The organism is Amedibacillus dolichus DSM 3991 (genome assembly GCF_000154285.1).
GTDB classification, from domain to species: domain Bacteria; phylum Bacillota_I; class Bacilli_A; order Erysipelotrichales; family Erysipelotrichaceae; genus Amedibacillus; species Amedibacillus dolichus.
Window position 1 is genome coordinate 31,629 of the sequence record NZ_DS483463.1, and the last position, 26,613, is coordinate 58,241.

Here is a 26,613-nt window from a genome sequence, read left to right on the forward strand (position 1 = left end):
AACGAATATCGGAAATCGAAAATGCTTAACGCTTTCATATAAATTTATGTTTTAAATTTATTGCTTTTATCGAAAATGCGAGTATAATAGGTTTTTGTTTTTGGAGGAAATACTATGGATTCTTATGGTTTTTTATTAGACGTTGCGCTTATTTTGATAAGTACAAAGCTATTTGGCTTAATAACAAAGCGTATTGAAATGCCTCAGGTTGTTGGGGCGTTGTTAGCCGGAATTATTTTAGGTCCGGGTATGTTAGGAATTCTGCATGAAACAGAATTTATGAATCAGATTGCGGAGATCGGTGTTATCGTGCTGATGTTTTCCGCCGGTTTGGAAACGGATATGGAGGAGCTTAAAAAGACCGGAGGCTCCAGCTTCGTAATTGCGGTCATCGGTGTACTTGTACCTCTTGCCTTCGGTTATGTGCTGACTTCTTTCTATAATACCAGTCCAAATGCCTTTTTGGAAAATATGTTTATCGGTATTATCTTAACAGCAACCTCCGTAAGTATTACAGTTGAAACCCTAAAGGAAATGGGCAAGCTGAATACAGCAAGTGGAAATGCAATTTTAGGAGCTGCCTTAATTGATGATATCTTGGGGATTATCGGATTAACTGTAATTACCGGAATGGCAGATACAAGTGTAAATCTTATGGCTGTATTGTTGAAAATCGTATTGTTCTTTGTATTTAGTGGTGTGGTTGGCTTCTTTGCTAGAAAGCTTGTTAAGTATTGGTTTGATCGCCACGATAATACTTTGCGTAGATTTTCCGTATTATCATTTGCATTCTGCTTGATTTTCGCTTATGTTGCAGAGCACTTCTTTGGTGTAGCCGATATTACCGGAGCCTTTATTGCCGGTTTGATTATTTCCAATACAAGTAAATGTACGTATGTAGCATCACGTATCGAAACTTTATCTTATATGCTGATTTCACCGGTTTTCTTTGCTAGCATCGGATTGAAGGTCGTATTACCAGAACTAAGTACACAAATCTTGATCTTCTCTATCTTGCTTTGCGTTGCTGCATTGTTATCGAAAATTATCGGTTGTGGTTTAGGAGCTCGTTGCTGCGGCTTTACAAATGTACAGAGCGTACGTATCGGTGTCGGTATGATTTCACGTGGTGAGGTTGCCTTAATTGTTGCGTCTAAAGGAATTGCATTGGGACTTATGCAGGAGCAATTCTTCGGACCGGTTATCATCATGGTTGTATTCACTACGGTAATTACACCAGTATTATTGAAATTTGTCTTTAAGGAGCGTGCAAATGATCCGGATATTGCGGCTGTTCATAGTGAATTGCTTGAGCATTATGAAGAAGTAGAGGCTTACGAGGCTGCTTCTCAGGCGATGTTGGATCAGCATATTCGTATGAAAGAAAACGAAGCAACTCAAGAAAGTTAGATGTCCGATTGCGACATCTTTTTCTTTATGTGGAGAAATTATAAAATGTAAAAAATAGTTACTTATTTTTCAAGTTCTATGGTAAAATAGTAACGTTTCGTATATTTCTGCTAGTATGGTGCAGATGTTTCTACCCCAAGCCAGACACTTTGGGACTACGAATCAGTTTTTGTAATGAATGCTGATTCTCGTAAATCTGGTTGCGAGAATTTTTATTTTGGAGGAAGTATGGAAGAAAACAAAAAAGACACAATTTATCAACTCGATGGTACCGTACCATTGAAAAAGGCGATTCCACTTGGAATCCAGCATATCTTAGCAATGTTCTTAGGGAACATTTCACCATTGATCATCATTTGCGGAATGCTGCAAATGAGTGGTGCATTGAAGATGACCTTGATTCAGAATGCGATGTTTGTTGCCGGTGTAGCGACTCTGATTCAACTTTATCCGATTTGGAAAGTTGGAGCACGCTTGCCAATCGTTATGGGAACAAGTTCCGGCTTTATCGGTACGGCAAAAGCAATCGGTGCATCGTTTGGATACGGTGCTTTGATGGGGGCAAGCTTTATCGGTGGTATTTTCGAGATGGTGCTGGGCTTCTTTATTAAGCCATTGCGCAAATTGTTTCCACCTGTTGTTACCAGTCTTGTAATCATTTCTATCGGTTTATCCTTATTGCCGGTTGGAATTAACTATTTCGGTGGTGGCAGCGGTGCAGCTGATTTCGGTGCACCGAATCACTTGTTGGTTGGTACTTTTGTTATTATCGTTATTTTGGTTGCTAAGCAATTTAAAGGAACGATCAATAATGCTTCGATCCTAATCGGTATCGTAGCCGGGTATCTTTTGGCAATCTGTCTTGGTATGGTAGATTTCACACAGGTTAAAGAAGCTAGTTGGATTGCTTTTCCACAGCTTATGCCGGTAGGATTTGAGTTTAATATGCAGGCAATTATCGCCATGGGAATTATGTTTGTTGCGACAACGGTAGAAACGATTGGAGATACCAGTGGAATCTGTAATGGTGGTTTGAATCGTGAGCCAAGTATTCGTGAATTGCAGGGATCTGTATTGGCAGATGGTTTTGGTTCTATTGTCGGTGCGCTTTTTGGGGTGCTGCCAAATACTTCCTTTTCTCAAAATGTCGGCTTGGTAACCGTAACTAAGGTCGTTAATCGCTTTGTCATTATGACCGGTGCCGTATTCCTATTGCTTTGTGGCTTCTGTCCGAAGCTGAGTGCATTATTTTCGGTAATGCCACAGTCTGTGCTGGGGGGAGCTGCGGTTATTATGTTTGCGATGATTTTAGTAAGTGGTATTCAATCTCTTACCAGACAGCCACTAACAGAACGTGATGGCTTGATTGTTGCATTGGCAATCGGAATCGGAGTTGGAATCGGAAATGTACCTGCGGTGCTTGCTCAGCTTCCGGAATGGGTAAGCAATATCTTCGCTCAAAACGGTATCATTATGACCTTTGTAATTGCAACGGTATTAAATTTGATTTTGCCAAAGCGTGCAGAGGATAAGGCGAAGGAAGTACAGCTAAGCGAGGAATAAGATGAAGATTTTTCTAACCGGTGAAAAGGGAGTAGGAAAATCCACATGTATTCAAGAAATTATCAAGGAGTGTCAGATAAGCGTTTGTGGCTTTATGACACTTCCTTTTTATGAAGAAAATAAGCGTGTTGGCTTTATGTTGCATGCTCTAGTGGATAGAGAAATCAATGATGTACGTTTTTCAAAACAAAAAGAGGTAATTCCCAATGTTTTCAATAGCTTTGGGGTTGAGGTGTTAAAGGAATGTTTACATTATCGGAATCGTTTTTTGATTTTAGATGAAATCGGCTTCTTAGAACAAAATGAAACAGCATATTTAGCACAGCTTAAAGAAAATATTGATGCCTTTAATAACATTATTGGTGTTTTACGCAAATGTGATATACAATATATAGTAGAGATAAAAAAACGGAAAGATGTCTTGCTTTTGGATTTTGACAAGCTGTCAAAAAACGAGGTTAAGACCTTACTGAAAATGTATGTGGAGGATAGCTTATGAAAAAAATGACGGCTTTCTGCCTTGCAGTCATGATGAGCCTTTCTTTGTTTGGTTGCAGCCAAGCGCAGCAGGTAGAAGGAATTACAATCGTTGATCAAGGTGGACGTAAGGTAACGTTGGAAAAACCGGCGGAAAAAGTTGCAAGCGGCTATTATATCGCTACAACAACGATCATCGGCTTAGGTGGAGAGGACATGCTTACCGGTGTGGAAATGAAGGCGGAAACGCGCCCGATTTATAAAGCGGCAGCTTCGAAGCTCTTAGATTTGCCGGCTTTGGGAAATAAAAAGATGTTTCATGTGGAAGAATGTGCAAAAGCAGATCCGGACGTTGTTTTTTTGCCGGTAAGCTTAAAGGAATATGCAGCACAGCTTGAGGAATTGGGAATCGCAACGGTTTTATTAAATCCGGAAACCCAGGAGCAGTATGACGAGGCGGTTCAAATCATTGCTAAGGTATGCGGTAAGGAAGAGGCTGCGGAAGATTATTTTGCTTATCGTAAGGAATTGTATGATACGTATTTGGATTTTGAGGCAGATGACAGTAAGCAAGTATATATGGCAGGACTTGATTTGCTTCAGGCTGCGGGTAAGGATATGTATCAGGCAGAGGTGATTCATGATGCAAAAGGCATCAACGCTTATGCGCAGGAAGGTAATCGTGGCTGGCAAAGCATCAATGTGGAAACTCTATTATCCTTAAATCCGGCTTATATCCTACTTGAAAACGGAGGAATAACAAGCGAGGAAGTGTATGCGGATGAAAGTCTGCAAGAACTGAGGGCAGTTAAAAATAAACAGGTATATGTTTTTCCCAGTGCTTTGGAAACATGGGATACCCCAAACCTTTCCAGTTGTTTAGGAACATTATGGTGTGCTGCGATTCTTTATCCGCAAGAGGTTTCTATGGAGGCTGTGGAAAAAGAGGCAATAGACTTCTACAAGCAGTTTTATGATATTGATGTAACAGGAGAACAATTAGGTTTCTGATATGAAAAAGGGAATGATGGCAGCGCTCTTGTTTACAACAATGTTGGCGGCTTTATTTATAGGACGATATGGCAGCAGCATAGAGGAGGTTTTGCAGGCACTTATGCAGCAAGGAGATATGCTTACGCAAAGGCTAATATGGAACATACGTATGCCACGCATGCTGCTTGTGGTAATGAGTGGAGGAGCCCTTGCTGTTTCCGGCTATATCTTTCAAACGATTTTCAAAAATCCCTTAGCTAGCGGTGATGTTATTGGGGCAGCAAGTGGCTGTTCTTTAGGAGCGGCAATTGCCATTTTAACTGCCGGAGGTATGTTTGCCTTGCAGCTGTATTCCTTTCTTGGAGGAATGCTGGCAGTAGTATTAACGATGCTGTTGGCACATCGTATAAAAGGAAATCGTGTGTTGAATCTCGTTGTAATCGGTATTGTTGTACAAGCAATCATGAGTGCTGCTTTGATGCTTTTAAAAATCAGTGCTGATCCAAACCAAGAGCTTGCCAGTATAGAATATTGGTTGATGGGAGGCTTTTCCAATGCTACTTGGACAAGTGTCGGAATTGCGTTCATCTTGATTGCGGTTAGCTTTGCTTTGCTGTATCTTTTTCGTTGGCAAATACAAATGCTGGCTTTTGGTGAGGAAGCAAGAACCATGGGAATTTCCACACGAATGATAACTGTGATTGCTTTGCTGTTAGCCACTTTGCTTGTTTCCAGTGTGATAAGCTTTGCCGGTGTGGTAAGCTGGGTAGGTCTGCTGATTCCGCATATCGTACGTCAAATACATAAACAGATGGTTTCAAAAAGCCTGGGTTTTACCTTTTTATGTGGTGCTTGGTTTTTATTAGTCTGTGATATTCTTTCACGTTCGTTATTTGTAATCGAATTGCCGATCAGTATTTTAACAAGTTTTTTCGGGGCGGTATGTTTGCTTGTGCTTTTTGTGAAGGGAAGATTGCGATTATGATTCGGGTAAGACAATTATCACTTTGCTTGCAAAAGCAAAAAATACTAGAAAGCATTAGCTTTACGCTTCATAAAGGACGCATGGTTATGCTGCTTGGAGAAAACGGAGCAGGTAAAACCAGCTTATTAAAAAGTATGTTGCGCTATTATCCATTAAGTGGTGGACAAGTTTTATATTGTGGCATTGATTGTGCTGCCTTACGTGATAAAGAGCATGCGGCAATCTTTAGCTATGCTGCACAGATGAAAGAGCTGGTTGAAGATATGCTTGTGGAGGACTGCATCGTAGCAGGACGTACACGTTGCTTATCCGTATTGGCAATGCCTAAGAAACAGGATTATGAAGCAGTGGACAGCTGGCTGAAAAAATTAAATATTGAGCATTTAAAGGGCAAGTATTTACATGAAATCAGTGGCGGTGAGCTACAGCTTGTATATTTAGCGAAGGCATTGATACAAGATGCACAGGTGATGCTGATGGACGAGCCCTGCACATATTTGGATATCCATAAGCAGCATGTCTTTATGGAAAAGATAAAGGAGCTGAAGGGAGAGGAGAAAAGCATTCTTATGAGCATGCACGATCCCCGTCTTGCCTTAGCTTATGGAGATGAAATTTTAATTTTACATGAAGGAAGTCTATACGCCCATCTGCGTAAGGAAGATGGAAATATGAAAGAGCAGCTTTATGAAGCTTATAAGGAATTGTATGGCAGCAGCTTTGCTGTTGATACAAAGGAAGATCGAATATAAAAAAGGAGAGATACTTATGCTGCGTATTCAACAATATGTTAAAGCACAATCGCTAGAGGAAGCTTATACATTGCTAACTAAAAACCGCAACAATCAAATTCTTGGTGGTATGTGTTGGCTGAAAATGGAGGATCGCCTGATTCCCTGTGCGATTGATTTAGGTGATTTGGGATTGGACAAAATTGAAGAAAGTGAAGATGTATTTACCATCGGCGCAATGACAACATTGCGAACTTTAGAAACACATGCTTCCTTGAACGCATGGTGTGATCATATTATTCGTGATAGTGTAAAGGATATCGTTGGTGTACAGCTACGTAATTTAGCAACTCTTGGTGGCAGCCTGTATTCCCGCTTTGGCTTTTCTGATGTATTAACCGCTTTTTTATGCTTGGATTGTGATGTCGTGCTTTATCATGGCGGAGTCATACCATTAGCGAAATTCGTACAGATGCCATATATGCGAGATATCATTACCCATGTGATCGTACATAAAAACAAAGAGCGAAAGGCATTTGCCTGCGTACGTAAAAGTGCAACGGATTTATCACTATTAAATATATCCGCAAGCACGTATGAAAAAGGCTATGTAATTTGTGTTGGAGCACGACCATATAAGGCGGTACGTTTCGAGATTGAAAAGTTAGCAGTCGAAGAGGTTTGCCAAGTGGTAAGTGAGCAGGTAGAACTTGATGATAATATGCGTGCTAGTAAGGAATATCGCCGAAAATTAGTAGGGGCTTTATGCAGACGAGTGTTAGAGCAATTGGAGGGAAAGGTATGCAAGTAAGTATTCATGTAAACGGAACACTTATCAAAGATGATATTCAGCCGGATATGGTGCTGCTTGATTTTTTAAGAGCGCATGGCTATTTTAGTGTGAAGCGTGGTTGTGAAACAACAAACTGCGGACTTTGTACAGTGTGGGTAGATGAAAAGCCTATTCTTTCTTGTAGTATGTTAGCTGTTCGTGTAGATGGAAAAAAGGTTACTACTTTAGAGGGATTAGAAAAGGAAGCACATGAATTCGCACAGTTTATGGCGAAGGAAGGTGCTGAACAATGCGGATATTGTTCTCCTGGCTTTATTATGAATGTGCTTGCTATGGAACGTGAGCTAAAGAATCCAACCCGTGAGGAAATTAATCATTACTTAGCAGGAAATTTATGCCGTTGCACTGGCTATATGGGACAGATGCGAGCTTTGGAAAAGTATTTCGCACGTCATAAGGAGGCATAGGATCATGAAATATATCAACCAGCCTATCGTGAAAAAAGATGCGTATGCTCTACTTAGTGGAAAACCGGTTTATTGCGATGATTTGGCATTAAAGGACTGCTTGATTATTAAGCTTTTACGCTCCCCTCATGCACATGCCAAAATTCGTAGCATTGATACAACAAGCGCTTTGCGCATTCCCGGTATTGTAGCTATTTATACATATAAAGATGTACCATCATCTCGTTTTACCTTAGCAGGACAATCTTATCCAGAGCCTTCTCCATACGATCGTAAGATCTTAGATGAAATTGTGCGTTATGTAGGAGATGAAGTCGCGATTGTTGTAGGAACAGATGAGAGTTGCTGCGAAAAAGCGATGAAGCTTATCAAGGTTGATTATGAAGTATATGATGCGGTAATTGATTTTCGTCAGGCAATCGATCATTCGGTAGTCGTACATAAGGAAGATGACTATAAAATGCTTTGTGAGATTGGAAATGAGCGTCAGCGTAATATCTGTTGCAGCGGAGCAAGTGTAATCGGTGATGTTGAGCGTGTTTTATCGGATTGTGATGTGGTGTTGGAACGAGTTTATCATACGAAGGCCAATGCACAGGCAATGATGGAAACCTTCCGCAGTTATGCATATATAGATGCCTATGAGCGCTTAAATGTAGTAAGCTCTACACAGATTCCTTTCCATGTTCGCCGGATCTTATCCAATGCATTGGAAATTTCGAAAAGTAAGATTCGTGTTGTAAAGCCACGCATCGGTGGTGGCTTTGGAGCTAAACAAACCGGCTGCTGTGAAATTTTTGCGGCTTTTGTAACATGGAAACTTAAAAAGCCAAGTAAAATTGTATATACACGCGAAGAGACCTTTACAGCCAGCAATTCACGTCATGAAATGCAGATGCGTGTGAAAATCGGTGCTGATAAAGAAGGTATCATCAAAGCGATTGATTTGTATACCTTGTCCAATACCGGAGCGTATGGAGAGCATGCACCTACAACGGTCGGTTTATCCGGACATAAGTCTTTACCACTTTATAATCATGTGGAAGCAAGTCGTTTTACGTATGATGTAGTATATACCAATACGATGCAAGCAGGTGCTTATCGAGGCTATGGGGCAACGCAAGGTTTGTTTGCAATAGAATCCATTGTAAATGAGTTGGCAGATGAACTGCAAATTGATCCATGTGAGCTGCGCTTGAAGAATATGGTTCGTGAAGGGGAAGTTATGGGGCAGTATTACAATGAAAAACTTCAAAGCTGTACATTGGATCGCTGTCTGTTAAAAGCGATGGAAATGATCGATTGGAAGAACAAGCCGTTAAAGCGTGATATGGGGGATAAGGTACGTGGTTTAGGTGTTGCACTTGCTATGCAGGGATCCGGTATTGCTAATATTGATATCGGTACTGTAGATATTAAATTACAAGATGATGGTTTTTATACGTTATCCATTGGCGCAACCGATATGGGAACAGGCTGTGATACGGTTTTAGCGCAAATAGCAGCTGAATGTTTAGAATGTGATATTGATCAAATCGTAACCCTTGGTGTAGATACCGATGCTTCTCCTTATGATACGGGCTCCTACGCATCGGCAACAACCTATGTAACGGGTATGGCTGTGGTAAAGGCTTGCGAGGAATTAAAACAAAAAATGATTGTTGAAGCGAGTGTTTTTATGGAGGTTGATCCTTCGCATATCAGCTTTGATGGCAATATGATTTATGCCATTGAGGATCATAAAGAAATGAGCCTAAAGGATTTTGCAGATGCATGCTTTGGCGGACATAAAGGAATTGCGATGATAGCTAGTGCATCGCATGTTTCACCAACTTCACCGCCTCCGTTTATGGTAGGTATTGCCGAAGTTGATGTCGATAAGGCAACCGGTGAAATTATTTTACATGACTATGTTTCTGTTGTGGATTGTGGTACGATCATCAATAGTAATCTTGCTCGCATTCAAGCTGAGGGAGGCATTGCACAAGGAATCGGCATGGCTTTATATGAAGATGTTACATATTCTACGTCCGGTAAAATGCGTAATAATTCTTTTATGCAATATAAAATACCAACACGTATGGACGTTGGAAAGATTCGAGTTGATTTTGAAAGCAGCTATGAAAGCAGTGGACCATTTGGAGCAAAATCCATCGGAGAGGTTGTTATCAATACACCGGCTCCAGCGATTGCCTCTGCTTGTGCACATGCAACCGGATTTCAAGTGCGTACCTTACCGATTACCGCTGAAAAGCTGCTGTTGAAAAAAGATGAAGATTGATTTGATCATTCCGGCGGCTGGTTTTGCCAGTCGCTTTCCTGTAAATAAACTGCTTTACTCTTTGCATGGAAAATGTATATTGGAGCATGTTTTAGATGTAGTAGAGCAATTGGATTTTCATGCTATTTATGTGGTTACGCAGTATCCAGAGATAAAGCAGCTGCTAAGCAAACGAAAGGCTGTCTGTGTTTGGAATCCACAACCGCAAAAAGGCTTATCTTCTTCCTTGTTGGTGGGGTTGCAGGAATGTAAAGATGCAGATGCAGTAATGTTTTTGAATGGAGATATGCCATATATTAAGAAGGAAAGTCTTGTACGTATGATGGTGCTAGCAAGCGATGAGCATATTGTTTGTGGAAGATATCAAGGTATGATTCAAAACCCGATGCTTTTTCCGATTTGTTATCGTGAGGAATTGGAGAGGCTGTCGGGTGATCGGGGGGCAAAAGGGATAGCGCTATATCATTTAGAAAGCTGTCGGTTTGTAGAGTTAAGTGAAAAAGAGGTATGTGATGTCGATACCTTAGCTGATATTTATGAAAATTAGCATACGGATTGCTTCATAATAGTTTGTGAAGGTAGAAAAAAAGTATAATTACATTTATCTCTTTAGGGGATTGTGGTAAACTAAAGGAGTAAAATACATACATAAGGAGAGTTTGAAAATGAAACAGGATATGATTGTTATTTTAGACTTAGGAAGCAGTGAGAATACGACACTTGCCAGAGAAATTCGTGCTCTTGGTGTTTACAGTGAGATTCACCCGCATGATATTACGAAGGAAGAATTAAATCAATTGCCAAATGTTAAGGGTGTAATTTTGAATGGTGGAGAGCATCGTCATGTTGATGGTAAGGATATTGATGTTTTGCCGGAAATTTATGAAGCTGGCTATCCTGTGATTGCGATTGATCATGCTTTGGCATGCTGCGAGGTAAAATTAAGTGCTTATCCAACAGAAGAACAGCTGAAGGATTTTGTGTTTGCTACTTGTAAGGCAGAAGCGAATTGGAATATGAAGAACTTTGTTGCGGATCAAGTGGAACGCATTCGTTCGCAGGTTGGTGATAAAAAAGTATTGTTGGCATTATCCGGTGGAGTGGATTCTTCTGTTGTTGCGGCAATGCTGATCAAGGCTATTGGTAAGCAATTGGTGTGTGTGCATGTAAATCATGGCTTGATGCGTAAGGGCGAGTCTGAAAGTGTTGTGGAAGTATTTAAAAATCAAATGGACGCAAATCTTGTTTATGTTGATGCAAGTGAACGTTTTTTGAAAAAGCTTGAAAATGTTGACGATCCCGAAGCAAAGCGCAAGATTATCGGTGCTGAGTTTATTCGCGTTTTTGAGGAAGAGGCTCGTAAATTGGAAGGAATTGATTTCTTAGCACAAGGAACGATTTATCCGGATATTGTGGAGAGTGGGACAAAGACTGCGAAGGTAGTTAAATCACATCATAATGTGGGCGGTCTTCCTGAAGATTTGGAATTTGAATTGGTAGAGCCATTGTATTATCTGTTTAAAGATGAAGTACGTGCATGTGGTGTGGAGCTAGGTTTACCTCATGATATGGTATATCGTCAGCCATTCCCGGGACCGGGCTTAGGTGTTCGCTGTCTTGGAGCGATTACAAGGGAACGTTTGGAGGCAGTTCGTGAATCTGATGCGATTCTTCGTGAAGAATTTGCGAAGAGTGGTTTGGATCAAAAGGTTTGGCAGTATTTTACCATTGTTCCTGATTTTAAATCCGTTGGTGTGAAGAATAATGCTAGGTGCTTTGAGTATCCGGTGATTCTGCGTGCGGTGAATACGATTGATGCGATGACGGCTTCTATTGAACAGATTGATTGGGCAATCTTGGAGAAGATTACAGATCGTATTTTGAAAGAGGTACCGAATGTAAATCGTGTGTGCTATGATTTGACACCGAAACCATGCGGAACGATTGAGTGGGAATAGACCGTCATAGTTTATATTTTATAGTGAAAGCCCAAAATACTGGGCTTTTTTCTTATGTTTGTGGGAGATACCTGTTATAAAGTATCTGATTTTAATGTAGATATCCCAAAAATTAAAGTGTTGTGAGTACAGGAAATGTACTCGTGATGTAAATGTGATGTAAAAAATATTGATAGCCATGAGAATGGAGATAAAAAAGAAGAAAACCATGATGATTTTCTTCTGACTTACAAATAATAATCCACCGAATTGGTGTTTATTTTTGGTTGCTTTCAACTATATGTGGATTTGGGAATCCATCAGTAAATATTCTAGTAAGTAATTCGTTACACTTTGGGCAATTTACATCTTCGAAATCTCGATTTCCTTCCCAAACAGATTTATCTTCATACTCCACGATGCATCCACAATTAGGACACTTAATTTTCTTCATTAATTTCATCTCCTTTTTACTTTTCATAAAATATGATTTATTTTTTAACTTTAATGAGTCGCCTATATTATATCAAATCTAACTTATCATAGATACCACTGTGACAAAATTGATATATTAGAAATTAACAAACGAAAAAGAAGGCGGTTAAGCCTTTATAGATGCTCTATCTTGCCTGCTCAATTAAGAGTGGGGAAGTAGGTGGAGAATCGATTGCTTCTTGATCTTTAATCTGAATGATTTGATCAAGGTAATCTGCTAATTGATTTTGTTTATTAGGATATAAATGCGAGTAAGTTTGAAGTGTTGTTTCAATCTTTTCGTGTCCTAATCTTTCTTGCACAAGATTTGGTTGCATACCTAATTCAATTAAATAACTGGCATGACTATGTCTTAAATCATGAACTCTGATATGTTTTACATTTGCTTTATCAGCATAATAATCAAGATCTCTTTTGAGTCTTTGTTTATTGGTCATGAAGACTTGTTCATTTTGATCGATGAAGTAAAACTTATCGATGTATTGTTTGATCATATCACTCAAGAATTTAGGCATAGTAACATGTCGTTTTGACTTTGGTGTTTTCGTATCGGTTACGATATATTGTCCATGCTCATATTGTGCTGATTTATTGACATCAATATATCGTTTGGCGAAATTTATATCTTTTAGTTGTAATGCAATGAGTTCGCCAACACGTAGTCCAGTATAGAATAAGACATTAAATTGGATGAAGCAGGATTCATCATCTACTACTTCGATAAATCGATCAAATTCTTCTTTTGTCCAAAAGTTGATGGCTTGTGGATTTTTTGTGCCAATCTTTTGTACTTTTCGTAAAGGGTTATTAGTTAATCCATAGAACTTTTCCGCATGGTTGAAGATGGCTCTTATTTGATTATAAATCGTTCTGACATAAGTAGGTGCTAATCCTAAACTTAAGATTTAGTTTTGCCATCGTATGATATCGGATACCAATATTTTTGACATGATCTTATCGCCAAGTAAGGGCAAGATATATTTCTTACAAATAGCATCTTTTGTTTCTTTGGTATTATATCGAATGCGATGTTCTAAATCTTTGGAATAGATTTCATAAAATTGATTGATTGTCATATCAACATCATTTGTATGGTTAGCTAGAAAATCATTTTCCCAAGCTTTTGCTTCTTTCTTGGTCTTAAAACCACGCTTGGCTGTTCGTTTCTTTTCACCATAATAATCTTCATAGGTAAGGGTAACAATCCATGTACCTCGTTTTTCATCTTTATAAACCGACATAACATTACCTCCATTAATTGCTGTTAATATAATAGTTTTCGAAGAAGAATTTTCTTGATGTTTTACCTCGAACTGTCATATAGCCTTTCTTTTCTAATTTGGTATTTAAGATAATGATAATGCGATATGCAGTTGCTTTACTGACACCTAGTAATTCCATAATTTCATATACAGTAATCATAATGTTAACCTCCTTTGTTACTGATACTAAAAAAGCACCAGCAAGAAAGAATCATTACTTGGTGCTTAATTTACACTCTTTTACTAGTTCGCTGACAGAAATACCCAAAGCTCTTGCGATTTTGCATAGAACATAAATGGTCATATTTCGTTTTCCAGTTTCCACATCAAACAAGTATTGAACATGTAGATCACATTGTCTTGCAAGTTCAGCTCTTGCCATATTCTTTTCGCTTCTTAATTTCGCAATGCGTATTCCTAAATCCTGTATTAGAGTCTTTTCTTCTTGGTCGAATACCATTTTATGCGATCTTGTCGTCATTTCGTCATCACCTTTCGTTACTATTGCCTTTGGCAATACAACATATACCACAACACTTTGTATATATCTAGCGCAAAGAATTCAATAACTTACAAAGCAGGCAGAATCTATATAAACTCTGCCTGTTTAATCTGTTATCAAATCAAAATAATTGATTGCTTATCAATAATCGATATTTTTCGTGTCCCTCGATCTTGGGCATGACTAATCAATGATGGGTATCATTTCACTGGAATTACACCACTCCCGACCTAGGAGGCACTTTCGTGGAGTATCATTACTATAAGGTCATGGCGAAATAGATTACCAATCTATTTCATCGTCTTGTATGAATCGCTCGCTAATACTATTAGGTCTTGGCGTACAAACGAAAGTCGCTCTCTTATAACAGCTACGAACTGTATGTAGTTAACCATGGCTATTCAAAATGTCAAAGAACCACACTCTTATTTCATTTGAAAGAAGAGAGGAGAGGGAGTAATGGGGAAATTCCCCCTCAAGTAGATAAGGAATTTCAAGACAAAGTGAGTACTTTTATTTTCATATTTTTAATAACTTTCTTAATTTACGAAGTAATGCACGATGTCTTTTGCTGATGGTTGTTTGTTTTTGGTTGGTCTTTCTAGCATATTCACGATCAGACATTCCATCATAATAAACAGCTTGAATGAGATTTCTTTCTTCATCAGATAAAGAAGCTAATTTATCTCTTAATTCTTCAATCATGATATTTTTCATAGCATTATCATGCGTTGGATCTAAATCTTTCACAGTTTCTAGTTCTACTGAATTTCTTTCATAGTCATCTAAAAGATGATCTAGATAGATGCAAGTGTTTTTGATTTGACGAATAAGATAGCGTTCATGTTCCACGCTTTTCCAATAGGCTTGATAAACTTCTTTTGATACTTCAACTTTTTGCTTATTGACATAAATTGCATACTTTTTATTGTTTTCCATTTTTTATACCTCCGTTTCTGCAATCAATTTCTTGATTCGAAACAGAGGCGGAGAGCGTGCATGAGGCTTTAGAAACATAAAAAAGCCCTCCTATCTTAGAAACGCGTGTTAAAAATATACGAGTGTATATGATAAGTTGGTTTCTACTATATTTGGGCTTTTGATACTGTTTATATTTGATACAAGTAGCGATTTGTTACTGAATTTTAAACTCCTTTCACACCTTAATTTTAACACATTAAAAAACTAGGAGTTTTTGATATCTAGTGACAAAATAGTCATATTCACAGGATAGTGAATTTATAGTCTAGTTAGGCATATTTGAAACTGTTATAATTGTAGTAACGATATTACATTCAAGGAGATTGAAATAGATGATAAAGAGAGCATATTATGAGCAGGATTATGAAGATAAAGAGTATTATGAGTTAAATAAACCTAGAATATCTTCGGTTGAAGATTGGAAAGCTATTTTGCGTAATGAATTAGCTTCCAATAAAAAGGGATTTGATTTTATCGGCAATGTTTTAGTAGAAACATATTATTCGCCTAATAAAACAGTTTTTTGTCGTGATTTAGAAAAGAAAATTGGCTTAGGTGGAATTAATTTAAGGGTTGGTGATTTTAGGAATCGAATTTGTAAATCTCATATAGTGGAATTTGAAGAACAAATTAGAGACGACTCAGGAACTGATCGCTCATGGAACATTCCTTTTTACTCTAACGAAAAATTAAATAATCTTCCTGAAAATAAAGGGAAGTTCAGTTGGGTATTAAGAGATGAACTTGCTCAAGCTATGGAAGAACTAGGAATCGTAAGCAACAATGAAAGAGTGTTATTCTGCAATATCGCTTATATGAAGCACTATGATTGTTTGAATTATGAAGAAAAACCAATCAACGGTGGACAATATATTATCGATACTGGAGATGCTTTTGAAAAATATAATTTCCATAGATGTGAAGATGGCATGGTACGAGGTTTTGTTGAAACAAAATATGTTGGTGGTTATAAAAATGGAAACAGAACACCTAAACAATTACATATAGAAAATATTGATCCTAGCTATAAAGAACAAGATGAGATTGATTATGTAACAGTTGTTTTCTGTGCGAAAAATCCTGATAAAAATATTGATAAGACCGTAATTGTTGGATGGTATAAAAATGCAAAAGTATATCGTAATCGAAAAGAATATTTAGAGAGACCTTTTAATCTTGAAACGAAATATGAACATGCCATCTTATTGTCTGAAGATGAAAGAACTTTTGAAATACCAAGAGCGAAATCGAATGATGATAATATCGGATTTGGTCAAGCAAATATATGGTACGCAAATAAAAACGAGCATAAAAGTTTTGTGGATGAAGTCTTAAAATATATTGATGCGTATACAAAAGAAAAATATGAAAAAGATGTTTCAAAAGAGAATTTAACTCAAGATGATGAATTAAACGAAGAAATAACGAATCATAGATTTAATGGGGATGAAACATTTGAATATACAAAGGAAGTAGTTAAAAAGCAGGAACCTAAAATTTCATTTCATGGTGTTTTAATATATAAAAGAGAAAGAAAAAGAGCAAATAATGCCATCATTCATTCTAAACATCAGTGCGAAATTGATGCAAAGCATATTTCATTCAAGCGTAAAAATGATGGGTTTCCATATATGGAAGCACACCATCTAATTCCTATGTCAAAACAAGATTTATTCGAGTATTCACTTGATGTTGAAGAAAATATTGTTTCATTATGCAGTCAATGTCATAGAGAAATACATCATGGTGAAAATGCTGATGCATTAATAAAGAAATTATATAACGATAGAAAAAAATTACTGAAGAATAAAAAAATAGGTGTTAGTTTAGATGAATTGTTATCATATTATGGGTTTTGATAGAAAAAACAATCAAAAAATGTAACATAACACTTGAATTTTAGTGTAGTATATTCTTTTGAAAAGTTATAAATGTTATAATATTTATATTGAATCTTTGAACTATGTCATATGATTTGAAAAAATTGAATTGGGTATGTGTGAATAAACTATTTTATGCACATAGTGGGAGAAGTGTTTTTTGAAGTTTCTAATAGTTTATTATGATTCATCGATCGTGTAAGAGGTGATTTATATGATACTAACTAAAAAACAAATGACCGAAGAAGATGTTAAGCGATTGTATATTACCCCTGTTCTTGAATCAAAATGGGATAAGAACAAAATCACAATGGAGTATAGAATCACAGATGGTCGAATTAATTTAAAAGGAAATGTAGTACGGCGAATGTCTCCGAAGAAAGCAGATTATGTCTTGTGGTTAAATAAGGGGAAACCGATTGCGATTGTAGAAGCAAAAGATAATAATCACAGTATTTCGTATGGTATGCAACAGGCGAAAGAATATGCAAAAATGATGGATGTTCCTTTTGCATATAGTTCAAATGGAGATGGGTTTCAAGAATATGATTTTTTGTCAAACGAAGAAAGAACAATTGCATTAAATGAATTTCCAACTTCCGAAGAATTGCTAAAGCGATATAAAAGTGAATTAAATAAAGGAGCAGGAATATCGCGTGATGAAGAAACGGTTTTAGAGCAACCTTTCTATTCGAGTCAAAAATCATTTGATCCAAGATATTATCAGAGAAATGCAATTAATAGGACTTTAGAAGCGATCGCAAAAGGACAAGATCGTGTTTTGCTAGTTATGGCGACTGGTACTGGTAAAACATATACAGCATTTCAAATTGTATATCGCTTATTAAAAAGTGGGTTAAAAAGAAAAATATTATATTTGGCGGATAGAAATATTCTTGTGGATCAATCAATTGATCAAGATTTTTCGCCTTTGAAGAGAGTAATTCATAAAATTAATTTCAATGAAGATGATCCAAATACAATAACATCATATCAGGTATATTTTTCACTTTATCAACAACTAGCAGGAAATAGTGATGATAGTGATGACGAAGAAGTTACATCTAAACTTGCCAAATTATTTAAGAAGGACTTTTTTGATTTAATCATTGTCGATGAATGTCATAGAGGTTCAGCAAAAAAGGAAAGTAACTGGAGAAAAATTTTAGAATATTTTTCGTCTGCAGCTCAAATTGGTATGACTGCTACTCCAAAAGAAACAAAAGAGATTTCCAATATCGATTACTTTGGTGAGCCAGTGTATACTTATAGTCTAAAAGAAGGTATTGAAGATGGTTTCCTTGCTCCATTTAAAGTTATTAACATTATGACAGACATTGCTGAAGGATGGAGACCACTCGCAGGTCAAACTGATATTAATGGAAATATCATAGAGGATAGAATTTATACAAACAGTGACTTTGATTACAATATCGTCATTGAAGATCGCATCAATTCTGTAGCAAGAGAAATAACAAATTATTTGAAAAGTACTGATCGGATGCAAAAGACAATTGTATTCTGTGCGAATGAAGCTCATGCAGAACGGATGAGGATTGCACTTCATAATTTAAATAAAGATATGAATCATGATGACTATGTTGTTAGAATAACTGGCAGTGATGAATATGGAAAAAGTAAATTGAAATATTTTATCTCAACATCTCAAGAGTATCCTGTAATTGCGACAACATCCAAGCTTTTATCAACAGGTGCAGACTGTAAGATGACAAAACTGATAGTTTTAGATCAAATGATAGGATCTATGACAGAGTTTAAACAGATCATTGGTCGTGGTACGAGAATTAGAGAAAAAGATGGTAAAACACATTTTGTAGTAATGGACTTTAGAAATGTGACTAGACTATTTAGCGATCCTGAATGGGATGGACCGATTGAAGTAAACGAAGGTTATACAAATGAAGAAAAACCTGGACGACCAATAAAAGAAGTTGATGGAGATAATCCTAATGGTAAAGGTGAAGATATTATAAAAACAAAACCATTTATAGATGCGAATGGTTGTAAAGTAGAAATTATAAATAAAAAAGTTTCGGTTTATGATGCTGAAGGCAAGTTATTAAGAGTAGAAAATATTATAGATTATACAAAGACCAATATCAAAGGGGAATTTGCATCTTTAGACAATTTTATTAACACTTGGACTTGCAATAAGAAAAAAGAAGAAATATCTAATTTATTGTTACAGCAAGGCATTGACTTAAATGCATTAAAAGAAGAAAAGAATATGTCAGATGTAGATGATTTTGATTTTATTTGTCATATTGCTTTTGATCAAAAACCATTAACTAGAAAAGAAAGGGCAAATAGTGTTGAAAAATCAGACTTCTTTGGTAAGTATAGCGGAGTAGCTCGTGAAGTATTAGAAATACTTTTAGAAACATATAAAAATGAAGGCATTTATGAAATTGAAACTACGGAAGTATTGAAATTAGAACCATTCAAAAAGTATGGTACACCTTCAAAAATTGCGAGTTATTTTGGTGGGAAAACTGGCTATATAAATGCAGTTCAAAGTTTACAAAATGTTATATATGGAGTGATTTAATATGAGTAATTTATCAGGATTTGTAAAAAGTATCCGAGATATTATGCGTAACGATGCAGGTATCAACGGCGATGCTCAAAGAATTGAACAAATTGCATGGATGCTATTTTTAAAGGTATATGATGCAAAAGAACAAGACTGGGAAATGGATGAAGATGATTACATTTCTATTATTCCTGATCAATTCAAGTGGTCTAATTGGGCACATGATGATGGTTCAGGTAAGGCGATTACTGGTGATGAATTACTAGATTTCGTTAATATTGAATTGTTCCCTGCATTAAAGAATCTTGAGGTTAATAAAGAAACACCAATCAAAAAATCGATTGTTAAAACTACTTTTGAAGATGCAAATAACTATATGAAAGATGGTGTTTTGCTTCGTCAAGTTATTAATGTAATTGATAAGCTGGATTTAGGAGATTATGAAGAAAGCCATGCATTTGGAGAAATATATGAATCTATTCTGAAAGAACTTCAAAGTGCAGGTTCTTCAGGTGAGTTTTATACACCTAGAGCAGTTACCGATTTTATGGCTAAAATGATTGAACCTAAAATAGGAGAAACCATGGCAGATTTCGCCTGCGGGACAGGGGGATTTTTGACTAGCTGGATTAAAGAGTTAGAGAATAAAATACAAACAAATGAAGATAGAAGAAAATTCGATTCTTCAATTTATGGAATTGAAAAAAAGCAATTTCCTTATATGTTATGTATAACAAACATGCTTTTGCATGGTATTGATATCCCAAGAATCGAGCATGATAATTCTTTATTATATGATGTTTTAGATTATACAGATGATGACAAATTTGATGTAATTTTAATGAATCCACCCTATGGAGGAAATGAAAAAAGTGATGTGAAGAATCACTTTCCATCGGATTTAGCTAGCAGTGAAACAGCTGACTTATTTATGTCTGTGATTATGTATCGGTTGAAAGAAAATGGTAGAGTAGCAGTTATTTTACCTGATGGTTTCTTGTTTGGAACTGATAATGCAAAAGTTTCGATTAAAAAGAAATTATTGAATGAATTTAATTTGCATACAATCGTAAGAATGCCACATAGTGTATTTTCACCATATACTTCAATAACAACTAACATTTTATTCTTTGATAAGACAGGAAAAACGAAAGAGACATGGTTCTATCGTTTGGACATGCCAGAAGGATATAAGAATTTTTCTAAAACAAAACCAATGAAACTTGAACATTTTGATCCTGCGATTAAATGGTGGAATAATCGAGAAGAAATTTCAATTGATGGTTTTGACAAAGCAAAAAAATACTCAAAAGCTGAACTAGAAGAGAAAAATTACAATTTAGATTTATGTGGTTATCCTCATGAGGAAGAAGAAATATTACCTCCTAAAGATTTGATTAAAGAGTATCAAGAAAAGAGAAAAAGTTTAAACGCTGATATAGATAGAATTTTAGGACAAATTTCTGAAATCCTTGGTTTTGATTTTGAGGAGGAAGAGTAATGGAAGATAGAATGACAGCCCAACAATTGAAAAATTCAATTCTTCAAATGGCTGTTCAGGGAAAACTTGTACCTCAAGATTTAAATGATGAGCCAGCATCAGTTTTACTTAGAAGAATAAAAAAAGAAAAAGAAGAACTAATTAAGGAAGGGAAGATTAAAAAAAGTAAAACAGAATCTTTCATCTTTCGTGGTGCCGATAATCTTCATTATGAGCAGATAGGTAAAGAGGTACGATGTATTGAGGATGAATTGCCTTTTGAGATACCTGATAATTGGGAATGGGTACACATTAATGATATTGCAGAATCTTATTTAGGAAAAACACTAAATAAAACAAAAGATATTGGTGAATCTGTTCCATACTTATGTAGTATTAATATCCAATCAGATTACATTGATATGAATACTATCAAGATTGCAAAATTTAATGAGGCAGAAAAACAAAAATATTTGCTTCAAGATGGAGATTTATTAATTTGTGAAGGTGGAGATGCAGGAAGGTCAGCAGTGTGGAACAAAAATAAAACAATGTATTATCAAAATGCGTTACATCGTGTTCGCTTTTATGAAAAACTTAATCCAGTTTTTTATCAAAGAGTTCTATCTTTTTATAAAGTCTCCAAAATATTGGATAATTATTTTAAAGGTGTAACTATTAAGCATTTTGTACAAAAATCATTATTTTCAATTTATTTTCCTCTACCCCCACTCCAAGAACAACATCGAATAGTTGCAAAACTTCAAGAATTAGAACCGTTGATTGAAAAATACAGAATTGCTGAAGAACAATTACATGAACTAAATTCAAATATCAAGGATCAATTAAAGAAATCGATTCTTCAATATGCAATCGAAGGTAAACTAGTACCTCAAGATCCAAATGATGAACCTGCATCTGTATTATTAGAGCGTATTCGAGAAGAAAAACAACAACTTATCAAAGAAGGTAAAATCAAAAAAGATAAGAATGAATCCATCATTTTTAGAAGGGATAATTCTTATTATGAAAAGATAAACGGAATTGAGTATTGTATAGACAATGAAATCCCGTTTGAGATACCAAATTCATGGCAATGGGCAAGACTTAACAATATTGGGAATTGGGGAGCAGGCGCTACTCCTAGCAAATCAAATAACGAGTATTATTCGAATGGTACAATACCTTGGTTATTAACTGGAGATTTGAATGACGGATATATCACAAATATTCCAAATCATATAACAGAATTAGCTTTAGAAAAAACTTCTGTTAAACTTAATCCATCTGGTTCTGTTTTAATTGCGATGTATGGAGCAACAATTGGAAAGTTAGGAATACTGACTTTTCCAGCAACTACAAATCAAGCATGTTGCGCATGCTTAGTATACAAACCATTCTATTCAAAATACTTATTTTTCTATTTACTAGCTAATAAAAGAAACTTTGTCAAAAAAGGTGAAGGAGGGGCTCAACCTAATATTTCAAAAGAAAAAATCATAAAAACACTTATAGCAGTTCCGCCTCTCAAAGAACAAATAAGAATAGTAAATTTGTTAGGAAAAGTTATTTAACATTATTCTTATTATGAGAAGTTTGCCGAATTTACAAATAAAATTGATGATCTTATACCATTTGAAATTCCAAATACTTGGGAATGGATTAGATTAGGTACTGTAGGTGAATCAAATATTGGTTTAACATATAAATCGTCAGATATAACTAATTCAAAAGGAATTTTAGTTTTAAGATCAGGAAATATTCAAAATGGAAAAATGTCATATTGCGATAACTTATATGTTTCATGTGAAGTGCCACAAAAAGCAATGATATATAAAAATGATCTACTTATTTGTGCTAGAAACGGAAGTCGTTCTTTAGTTGGAAAGTGTGCGATTGTAGATATTGAAAAAGCATCATTTGGGGCTTTTATGACTAAATTTAGTAGTAAATTTAATCCTTATATAAAAATATTTTTAGATTCACCTACTTTTAGAAATCAATTAGATAATGTCAAAACAGAAACAATAAATCAAATCACGCAAAAAAATCTACAAAATCAATTACTTCCTTTACCTCCTTTTGAAGAACAAATTAAAATTGTTAATACGATCAACAAAATATACTCCATTCTAGATTGTTAGAATGGAGTATTGTTTTTACCAATCAATTAAATTATCAACAAGTTCTTGTTGTTCTGTGGAAGTTTTTCTTAAATATATTCTTGTGGTTTCTATACTTTCATGTCCCATTAAATCTGCTAAAAAAGCAATATCATTGCACTTTGCTAAAAAATTTTTTGCAAATCTATGGCGGAACGAATGCGGATATACCACATTAGGATTAATATCATATTTCAAAGCAAATTTTTTTAATTGCCCCGAAATTCCTCTGGTAGTAATTCTGTTCCCATATTTGTTTAAGAATATAAATCCTGTTTCCTGATTCCTAGATTTTAACCAAATCAATGCCTCTTTCTTTAATTTAACAGGAATATATATTCGTCTTAATTTACCACCTTTTGAATAAATATCGATATAGCCTAATTGCACATGTTCTACTTTTATTTGAATCAATTCACTCACTCGAGCGCCTGTAGCAGCTAGAAATCTAACTACCATATACCAATCCAAATCATCTTTTTTCAAACAATTCTTTAAATAGTTATAGTCTGCTTCGCTAATAACATTTTCAAGATAAGTTTTTTGTTGAATTTTGATAAATGGTAATTTCAAACTTCCTTTACTTAAAAATTCTAGGTAACAATTAATAGCTCTTAAACGAAGATTCACTGTTTTAGGCTTATAGTTTTCTATTAACCAAGTTTTATACTGTTTTAAATTTTTTTTATTTATATCCTCATACTGTATAAAATACTGATCAACAGCAAATACATACGAATCAATCGTATTTTTTGAAAAATTTGTTTTTTCTAAATATTCTTTAAATTGTTTACTCATAACAATCCTCCTTCGGAAGAAAATTATAAGTACAAATATTAAAGTAAGTGTGTTATGAGATTAATTTTTTCTAAAATTCGTTGTTGTTCGGTTATTGGTGGCAAAAAGATAAGCGTATTATTAAATAGTTCTTTATCTAAATGAGGTATTGCAGCGCCTTTTTTGTTATGTTTGTATTTAATTCTGTTGCATTGAAATATGATGTCTACATATTTTTCGTTAACAAAATTAGAAGTTTGTAATATTTTAAAAGTGCTTCCCATATACCCTCGGTATTTTATTTTCATTACTTCTCCCGAATTTTCACCATCAACTAAAATAACATTAGTGCCACGGGTCACTATCACTCCACTATCTTTTGTTTCTGCTTCCTTATTTCCACGTAAAACTTTTACTTCTAAATAAGGAAGTATCTCACCTTTTGATAAATTCCCGTTATTAAGCCAACAAAGATTCTTTTGTCTTGTTAAAATCCAATTAATTGGAACGCTACATTTTATTTCATCATCAATACAGAACTCTGTATTTCCAAACTTCTCATAATAAGAATTATCCCTTCTAAAAATGATGGATTCATTCTTATCTTTTTTGATTTTACCTTCTTTGATAAGTTGTTGTTTTTCTTCTCGAATACGCTCTAATAATACAGATGCAGGTTCATCATTTGGATCTTGAGGTACTAGTTTACCTTCGATTGCATATTGAAGAATCGATTTCTTTAATTGATCCTTGATATTTGAATTTAGTTCATGTAATTGTTCTTCAGCAATTCTGTATTTTTCAATCAACGGTTCTAATTCTTGAAGTTTTGCAACTATTCGATGTTGTTCTTGGAGTGGGGGAATAGGCAGTATCATTTTTGAGAGTGTTTGTCCATTACAGTTAGGTTGGGCAGTTGCAATTGTTCCTTTTTTTAGTTGACTCCAGTATAAAGAAGTTTCCATAAAATACTTAAGATATTTGGGATTAATTTCGTTATAGTTATAAACAGTTCTAATTAGATATCCTGCAAATACAGAGTCCTCGTTGATATTTTCTACCAGAAACGACTTACCAACTGTACCTCCCGTTCGAGCAAACAATATATCAAAATTATGTAGTAAATAATCAGGTATTTCATTTTCTTTAATATTACAAAAAGGAACACTATCCCATAAAACTTGATTATCCTGTATATCCGTAATTCTAACCATTTTGATTACTCCTGTATCTTTTGCAGGTGCATTATATCCATATTGGATTTTATACGAAACTTCTCCCCACGACTTCCATTCCCAATTATCAGGTATCTCAAATGGCAATTCATCTTCAATACATCGTACTTCTTTACCTATCTGCTCATAATGAAGATTATCGGCACCACGAAAGATGAAAGATTCTGTTTTACTTTTTTTAATCTTCCCTTCCTTAATTAGTTCTTCTTTTTCTTTTTTTATTCTTCTAAGTAAAACTGATGCTGGCTCATCATTTAAATCTTGAGGTACAAGTTTTCCCTGAACAGCCATTTGAAGAATTGAATTTTTCAATTGTTGGGCTGTCATTCTATCTTCCATTACTCTTCCTCCTCAAAATCAAAACCAAGGATTTCAGAAATTTGTCCTAAAATTCTATCTATATCAGCGTTTAAACTTTTTCTCTTTTCTTGATACTCTTTAATCAAATCTTTAGGAGGTAATATTTCTTCTTCCTCATGAGGATAACCACATAAATCTAAATTGTAATTTTTCTCTTCTAGTTCAGCTTTTGAGTATTTTTTTGCTTTGTCAAAACCATCAATTGAAATTTCTTCTCGATTATTCCACCATTTAATCGCAGGATCAAAATGTTCAAGTTTCATTGGTTTTGTTTTAGAAAAATTCTTATATCCTTCTGGCATGTCCAAACGATAGAACCATGTCTCTTTCGTTTTTCCTGTCTTATCAAAGAATAAAATGTTAGTTGTTATTGAAGTATATGGTGAAAATACACTATGTGGCATTCTTACGATTGTATGCAAATTAAATTCATTCAATAATTTCTTTTTAATCGAAACTTTTGCATTATCAGTTCCAAACAAGAAACCATCAGGTAAAATAACTGCTACTCTACCATTTTCTTTCAACCGATACATAATCACAGACATAAATAAGTCAGCTGTTTCACTGCTAGCTAAATCCGATGGAAAGTGATTCTTCACATCACTTTTTTCATTTCCTCCATAGGGTGGATTCATTAAAATTACATCAAATTTGTCATCATCTGTATAATCTAAAACATCATATAATAAAGAATTATCATGCTCGATTCTTGGGATATCAATACCATGCAAAAGCATGTTTGTTATACATAACATATAAGGAAATTGCTTTTTTTCAATTCCATAAATTGAAGAATCGAATTTTCTTCTATCTTCATTTGTTTGTATTTTATTCTCTAACTCTTTAATCCAGCTAGTCAAAAATCCCCCTGTCCCGCAGGCGAAATCTGCCATGGTTTCTCCTATTTTAGGTTCAATCATTTTAGCCATAAAATCGGTAACTGCTCTAGGTGTATAAAACTCACCTGAAGAACCTGCACTTTGAAGTTCTTTCAGAATAGATTCATATATTTCTCCAAATGCATGGCTTTCTTCATAATCTCCTAAATCCAGCTTATCAATTACATTAATAACTTGACGAAGCAAAACACCATCTTTCATATAGTTATTTGCATCTTCAAAAGTAGTTTTAACAATCGATTTTTTGATTGGTGTTTCTTTATTAACCTCAAGATTCTTTAATGCAGGGAACAATTCAATATTAACGAAATCTAGTAATTCATCACCAGTAATCGCCTTACCTGAACCATCATCATGTGCCCAATTAGACCACTTGAATTGATCAG

General features: G+C 35.2%; 25 protein-coding genes and 1 riboswitch. Of the genes, 16 read left to right on the forward strand and 9 right to left on the reverse strand.

Features of this window, described 5'->3' with window-relative positions; translation table 11 throughout:
• Positions 1-114 precede the first annotated feature (114 nt).
• From EUBDOL_RS00890 to guaA, 11 genes are all read left to right on the forward strand, one after another.
• Positions 115-1,410 carry a cation:proton antiporter gene (locus tag EUBDOL_RS00890; protein ID WP_004797549.1) on the forward strand — a complete coding sequence of 432 codons (1,296 nt, stop codon included), beginning with the start codon at positions 115-117 and terminating at the stop codon, positions 1,408-1,410.
• A 77-nt stretch (positions 1,411-1,487) separates the two neighbouring features.
• A riboswitch (purine riboswitch) is annotated at positions 1,488-1,588 on the forward strand.
• 50 nt (positions 1,589-1,638) lie between these two features.
• Positions 1,639-2,973: a uracil-xanthine permease family protein gene (locus tag EUBDOL_RS00895; protein WP_022420207.1), complete on the forward strand. Its 1,335-nt coding sequence runs from the start codon at positions 1,639-1,641 to the stop codon at positions 2,971-2,973.
• A gap of 1 nt (position 2,974) precedes the next feature.
• Positions 2,975-3,472 (forward strand): nucleoside-triphosphatase, encoded by a 498-nt coding sequence (locus EUBDOL_RS00900; RefSeq protein ID WP_004797553.1) that lies wholly within the window; start codon positions 2,975-2,977, stop codon positions 3,470-3,472.
• Positions 3,469-4,461, forward strand: a complete 993-nt coding sequence (locus EUBDOL_RS00905; protein WP_004797554.1) for an ABC transporter substrate-binding protein — start codon at positions 3,469-3,471, stop codon at positions 4,459-4,461. Before EUBDOL_RS00900 ends, EUBDOL_RS00905 begins: the two co-directional genes overlap by 4 nt.
• Position 4,462: 1 nt before the next feature.
• Positions 4,463-5,428, forward strand: a complete 966-nt coding sequence (locus EUBDOL_RS00910; protein WP_004797556.1) for a FecCD family ABC transporter permease — start codon at positions 4,463-4,465, stop codon at positions 5,426-5,428.
• Positions 5,425-6,180 (forward strand): ABC transporter ATP-binding protein, encoded by a 756-nt coding sequence (locus EUBDOL_RS00915; RefSeq protein ID WP_004797557.1) that lies wholly within the window; start codon positions 5,425-5,427, stop codon positions 6,178-6,180. The genes EUBDOL_RS00910 and EUBDOL_RS00915 overlap by 4 nt, the downstream gene beginning before the upstream one ends.
• Positions 6,181-6,196: 16 nt before the next feature.
• Positions 6,197-6,970, forward strand: a complete 774-nt coding sequence (locus EUBDOL_RS00920; RefSeq protein ID WP_040462810.1) for an FAD binding domain-containing protein — start codon at positions 6,197-6,199, stop codon at positions 6,968-6,970.
• Complete coding sequence (locus EUBDOL_RS00925) at positions 6,961-7,419, forward strand: (2Fe-2S)-binding protein (RefSeq protein WP_004797560.1); 459 nt, start codon at positions 6,961-6,963, stop codon at positions 7,417-7,419. Before EUBDOL_RS00920 ends, EUBDOL_RS00925 begins: the two co-directional genes overlap by 10 nt.
• A gap of 4 nt (positions 7,420-7,423) precedes the next feature.
• Entirely contained in the window at positions 7,424-9,700 is a 2,277-nt protein-coding gene (locus tag EUBDOL_RS00930; protein ID WP_004797562.1) for a xanthine dehydrogenase family protein molybdopterin-binding subunit, read from the forward strand.
• Complete coding sequence (locus tag EUBDOL_RS00935) at positions 9,690-10,247, forward strand: nucleotidyltransferase family protein (protein WP_004797564.1); 558 nt, start codon at positions 9,690-9,692, stop codon at positions 10,245-10,247. The genes EUBDOL_RS00930 and EUBDOL_RS00935 overlap by 11 nt, the downstream gene beginning before the upstream one ends.
• Before the next feature lie 118 nt (positions 10,248-10,365).
• Positions 10,366-11,658, forward strand: a complete 1,293-nt coding sequence (guaA, locus tag EUBDOL_RS00940) for a glutamine-hydrolyzing GMP synthase (RefSeq protein WP_004797566.1) — start codon at positions 10,366-10,368, stop codon at positions 11,656-11,658.
• A 256-nt stretch (positions 11,659-11,914) separates the two neighbouring features.
• Here guaA and EUBDOL_RS11420 read toward each other — a convergent pair whose 3' ends face one another.
• The 6 genes from EUBDOL_RS11420 to EUBDOL_RS00955 all read right to left on the reverse strand — a co-directional run bounded on the left by EUBDOL_RS11420 (position 11,915) and on the right by EUBDOL_RS00955 (position 14,835).
• On the reverse strand, positions 11,915-12,091 hold the full coding sequence (locus EUBDOL_RS11420; RefSeq protein ID WP_154645855.1) for a hypothetical protein: 177 nt from the start codon (positions 12,089-12,091) through the stop codon (positions 11,915-11,917).
• A 166-nt stretch (positions 12,092-12,257) separates the two neighbouring features.
• Positions 12,258-13,037 carry a site-specific integrase gene (locus tag EUBDOL_RS11105; protein WP_083781324.1) on the reverse strand — a complete coding sequence of 260 codons (780 nt, stop codon included), beginning with the start codon at positions 13,035-13,037 and terminating at the stop codon, positions 12,258-12,260.
• Positions 13,038-13,373: an Arm DNA-binding domain-containing protein gene (locus EUBDOL_RS10910; RefSeq protein WP_004797572.1), complete on the reverse strand. Its 336-nt coding sequence runs from the start codon at positions 13,371-13,373 to the stop codon at positions 13,038-13,040.
• Positions 13,374-13,386: 13 nt separating this feature from the next.
• Positions 13,387-13,554, reverse strand: coding sequence for a hypothetical protein (locus EUBDOL_RS11535; protein ID WP_004797575.1), 168 nt, complete (start codon positions 13,552-13,554; stop codon positions 13,387-13,389).
• 54 nt (positions 13,555-13,608) lie between these two features.
• Complete coding sequence (locus EUBDOL_RS00950) at positions 13,609-13,875, reverse strand: helix-turn-helix domain-containing protein (RefSeq protein WP_050750065.1); 267 nt, start codon at positions 13,873-13,875, stop codon at positions 13,609-13,611.
• A gap of 540 nt (positions 13,876-14,415) precedes the next feature.
• Complete coding sequence (locus EUBDOL_RS00955) at positions 14,416-14,835, reverse strand: sigma factor-like helix-turn-helix DNA-binding protein (protein WP_004797579.1); 420 nt, start codon at positions 14,833-14,835, stop codon at positions 14,416-14,418.
• A gap of 374 nt (positions 14,836-15,209) precedes the next feature.
• On the opposite strand from EUBDOL_RS00955, the gene EUBDOL_RS10915 reads away from it, so the two are divergent.
• The 5 genes from EUBDOL_RS10915 to EUBDOL_RS00980 all read left to right on the forward strand — a co-directional run bounded on the left by EUBDOL_RS10915 (position 15,210) and on the right by EUBDOL_RS00980 (position 22,935).
• The gene (locus EUBDOL_RS10915) at positions 15,210-16,736 is read left to right on the forward strand and encodes an HNH endonuclease (protein ID WP_004797580.1); all 1,527 of its coding nucleotides are present in this window, start codon (positions 15,210-15,212) and stop codon (positions 16,734-16,736) included.
• Positions 16,737-16,971: 235 nt separating this feature from the next.
• On the forward strand, positions 16,972-19,326 hold the full coding sequence (gene hsdR / locus EUBDOL_RS00965; RefSeq protein ID WP_004797582.1) for an EcoAI/FtnUII family type I restriction enzme subunit R: 2,355 nt from the start codon (positions 16,972-16,974) through the stop codon (positions 19,324-19,326).
• Position 19,327: 1 nt separating this feature from the next.
• Positions 19,328-20,812 carry a type I restriction-modification system subunit M gene (locus EUBDOL_RS00970; protein WP_004797584.1) on the forward strand — a complete coding sequence of 495 codons (1,485 nt, stop codon included), beginning with the start codon at positions 19,328-19,330 and terminating at the stop codon, positions 20,810-20,812.
• Complete coding sequence (locus EUBDOL_RS00975; RefSeq protein ID WP_004797421.1) at positions 20,812-22,365, forward strand: restriction endonuclease subunit S; 1,554 nt, start codon at positions 20,812-20,814, stop codon at positions 22,363-22,365. Before EUBDOL_RS00970 ends, EUBDOL_RS00975 begins: the two co-directional genes overlap by 1 nt.
• A gap of 66 nt (positions 22,366-22,431) precedes the next feature.
• Positions 22,432-22,935: a restriction endonuclease subunit S gene (locus tag EUBDOL_RS00980; RefSeq protein ID WP_083781320.1), complete on the forward strand. Its 504-nt coding sequence runs from the start codon at positions 22,432-22,434 to the stop codon at positions 22,933-22,935.
• Positions 22,936-22,950: 15 nt separating this feature from the next.
• On the opposite strand, the gene EUBDOL_RS00985 is transcribed toward EUBDOL_RS00980, so the two are convergent.
• From EUBDOL_RS00985 to EUBDOL_RS00995, 3 genes are all read right to left on the reverse strand, one after another.
• Complete coding sequence (locus EUBDOL_RS00985) at positions 22,951-23,751, reverse strand: tyrosine-type recombinase/integrase (protein ID WP_004797423.1); 801 nt, start codon at positions 23,749-23,751, stop codon at positions 22,951-22,953.
• A 38-nt stretch (positions 23,752-23,789) separates the two neighbouring features.
• Entirely contained in the window at positions 23,790-25,304 is a 1,515-nt protein-coding gene (locus tag EUBDOL_RS00990; protein ID WP_004797587.1) for a restriction endonuclease subunit S, read from the reverse strand.
• Positions 25,304-26,613 (reverse strand): HsdM family class I SAM-dependent methyltransferase (locus EUBDOL_RS00995; RefSeq protein ID WP_004797589.1); only part of this gene is annotated, 1,310 nt, incomplete at its 5' end. The genes EUBDOL_RS00990 and EUBDOL_RS00995, both read right to left, overlap by 1 nt.

Excerpts from the sequence above, each read along its gene's own strand:
- EUBDOL_RS00930 (WP_004797562.1), top strand. The coding sequence starts at position 7,424 with ATGAAATATATCAACCAGCCTATCGTGAAAAAAGATGCGTATGCTCTA.
- EUBDOL_RS00905 (WP_004797554.1), top strand. The coding sequence starts at position 3,469 with ATGAAAAAAATGACGGCTTTCTGCCTTGCAGTCATGATGAGCCTTTCT.
- EUBDOL_RS11535 (WP_004797575.1), bottom strand. The coding sequence starts at position 13,554 with ATGATTACTGTATATGAAATTATGGAATTACTAGGTGTCAGTAAAGCA.
- EUBDOL_RS00900 (WP_004797553.1), top strand. The coding sequence starts at position 2,975 with ATGAAGATTTTTCTAACCGGTGAAAAGGGAGTAGGAAAATCCACATGT.
- EUBDOL_RS00915 (WP_004797557.1), top strand. The coding sequence starts at position 5,425 with ATGATTCGGGTAAGACAATTATCACTTTGCTTGCAAAAGCAAAAAATA.
- EUBDOL_RS00970 (WP_004797584.1), top strand. The coding sequence starts at position 19,328 with ATGAGTAATTTATCAGGATTTGTAAAAAGTATCCGAGATATTATGCGT.
- EUBDOL_RS00975 (WP_004797421.1), top strand. The coding sequence starts at position 20,812 with ATGGAAGATAGAATGACAGCCCAACAATTGAAAAATTCAATTCTTCAA.
- hsdR (WP_004797582.1), top strand. The coding sequence starts at position 16,972 with ATGATACTAACTAAAAAACAAATGACCGAAGAAGATGTTAAGCGATTG.
- EUBDOL_RS00920 (WP_040462810.1), top strand. The coding sequence starts at position 6,197 with ATGCTGCGTATTCAACAATATGTTAAAGCACAATCGCTAGAGGAAGCT.
- EUBDOL_RS00925 (WP_004797560.1), top strand. The coding sequence starts at position 6,961 with ATGCAAGTAAGTATTCATGTAAACGGAACACTTATCAAAGATGATATT.
- EUBDOL_RS00985 (WP_004797423.1), bottom strand. The coding sequence starts at position 23,751 with ATGAGTAAACAATTTAAAGAATATTTAGAAAAAACAAATTTTTCAAAA.
- EUBDOL_RS00955 (WP_004797579.1), bottom strand. The coding sequence starts at position 14,835 with ATGGAAAACAATAAAAAGTATGCAATTTATGTCAATAAGCAAAAAGTT.
- EUBDOL_RS00895 (WP_022420207.1), top strand. The coding sequence starts at position 1,639 with ATGGAAGAAAACAAAAAAGACACAATTTATCAACTCGATGGTACCGTA.
- EUBDOL_RS00950 (WP_050750065.1), bottom strand. The coding sequence starts at position 13,875 with ATGACGACAAGATCGCATAAAATGGTATTCGACCAAGAAGAAAAGACT.
- EUBDOL_RS00935 (WP_004797564.1), top strand. The coding sequence starts at position 9,690 with ATGAAGATTGATTTGATCATTCCGGCGGCTGGTTTTGCCAGTCGCTTT.
- EUBDOL_RS10915 (WP_004797580.1), top strand. The coding sequence starts at position 15,210 with ATGATAAAGAGAGCATATTATGAGCAGGATTATGAAGATAAAGAGTAT.
- EUBDOL_RS11420 (WP_154645855.1), bottom strand. The coding sequence starts at position 12,091 with ATGAAGAAAATTAAGTGTCCTAATTGTGGATGCATCGTGGAGTATGAA.
- EUBDOL_RS00910 (WP_004797556.1), top strand. The coding sequence starts at position 4,463 with ATGAAAAAGGGAATGATGGCAGCGCTCTTGTTTACAACAATGTTGGCG.
- guaA (WP_004797566.1), top strand. The coding sequence starts at position 10,366 with ATGAAACAGGATATGATTGTTATTTTAGACTTAGGAAGCAGTGAGAAT.
- EUBDOL_RS10910 (WP_004797572.1), bottom strand. The coding sequence starts at position 13,373 with ATGTCGGTTTATAAAGATGAAAAACGAGGTACATGGATTGTTACCCTT.
- EUBDOL_RS00890 (WP_004797549.1), top strand. The coding sequence starts at position 115 with ATGGATTCTTATGGTTTTTTATTAGACGTTGCGCTTATTTTGATAAGT.
- EUBDOL_RS00990 (WP_004797587.1), bottom strand. The coding sequence starts at position 25,304 with ATGGAAGATAGAATGACAGCCCAACAATTGAAAAATTCAATTCTTCAA.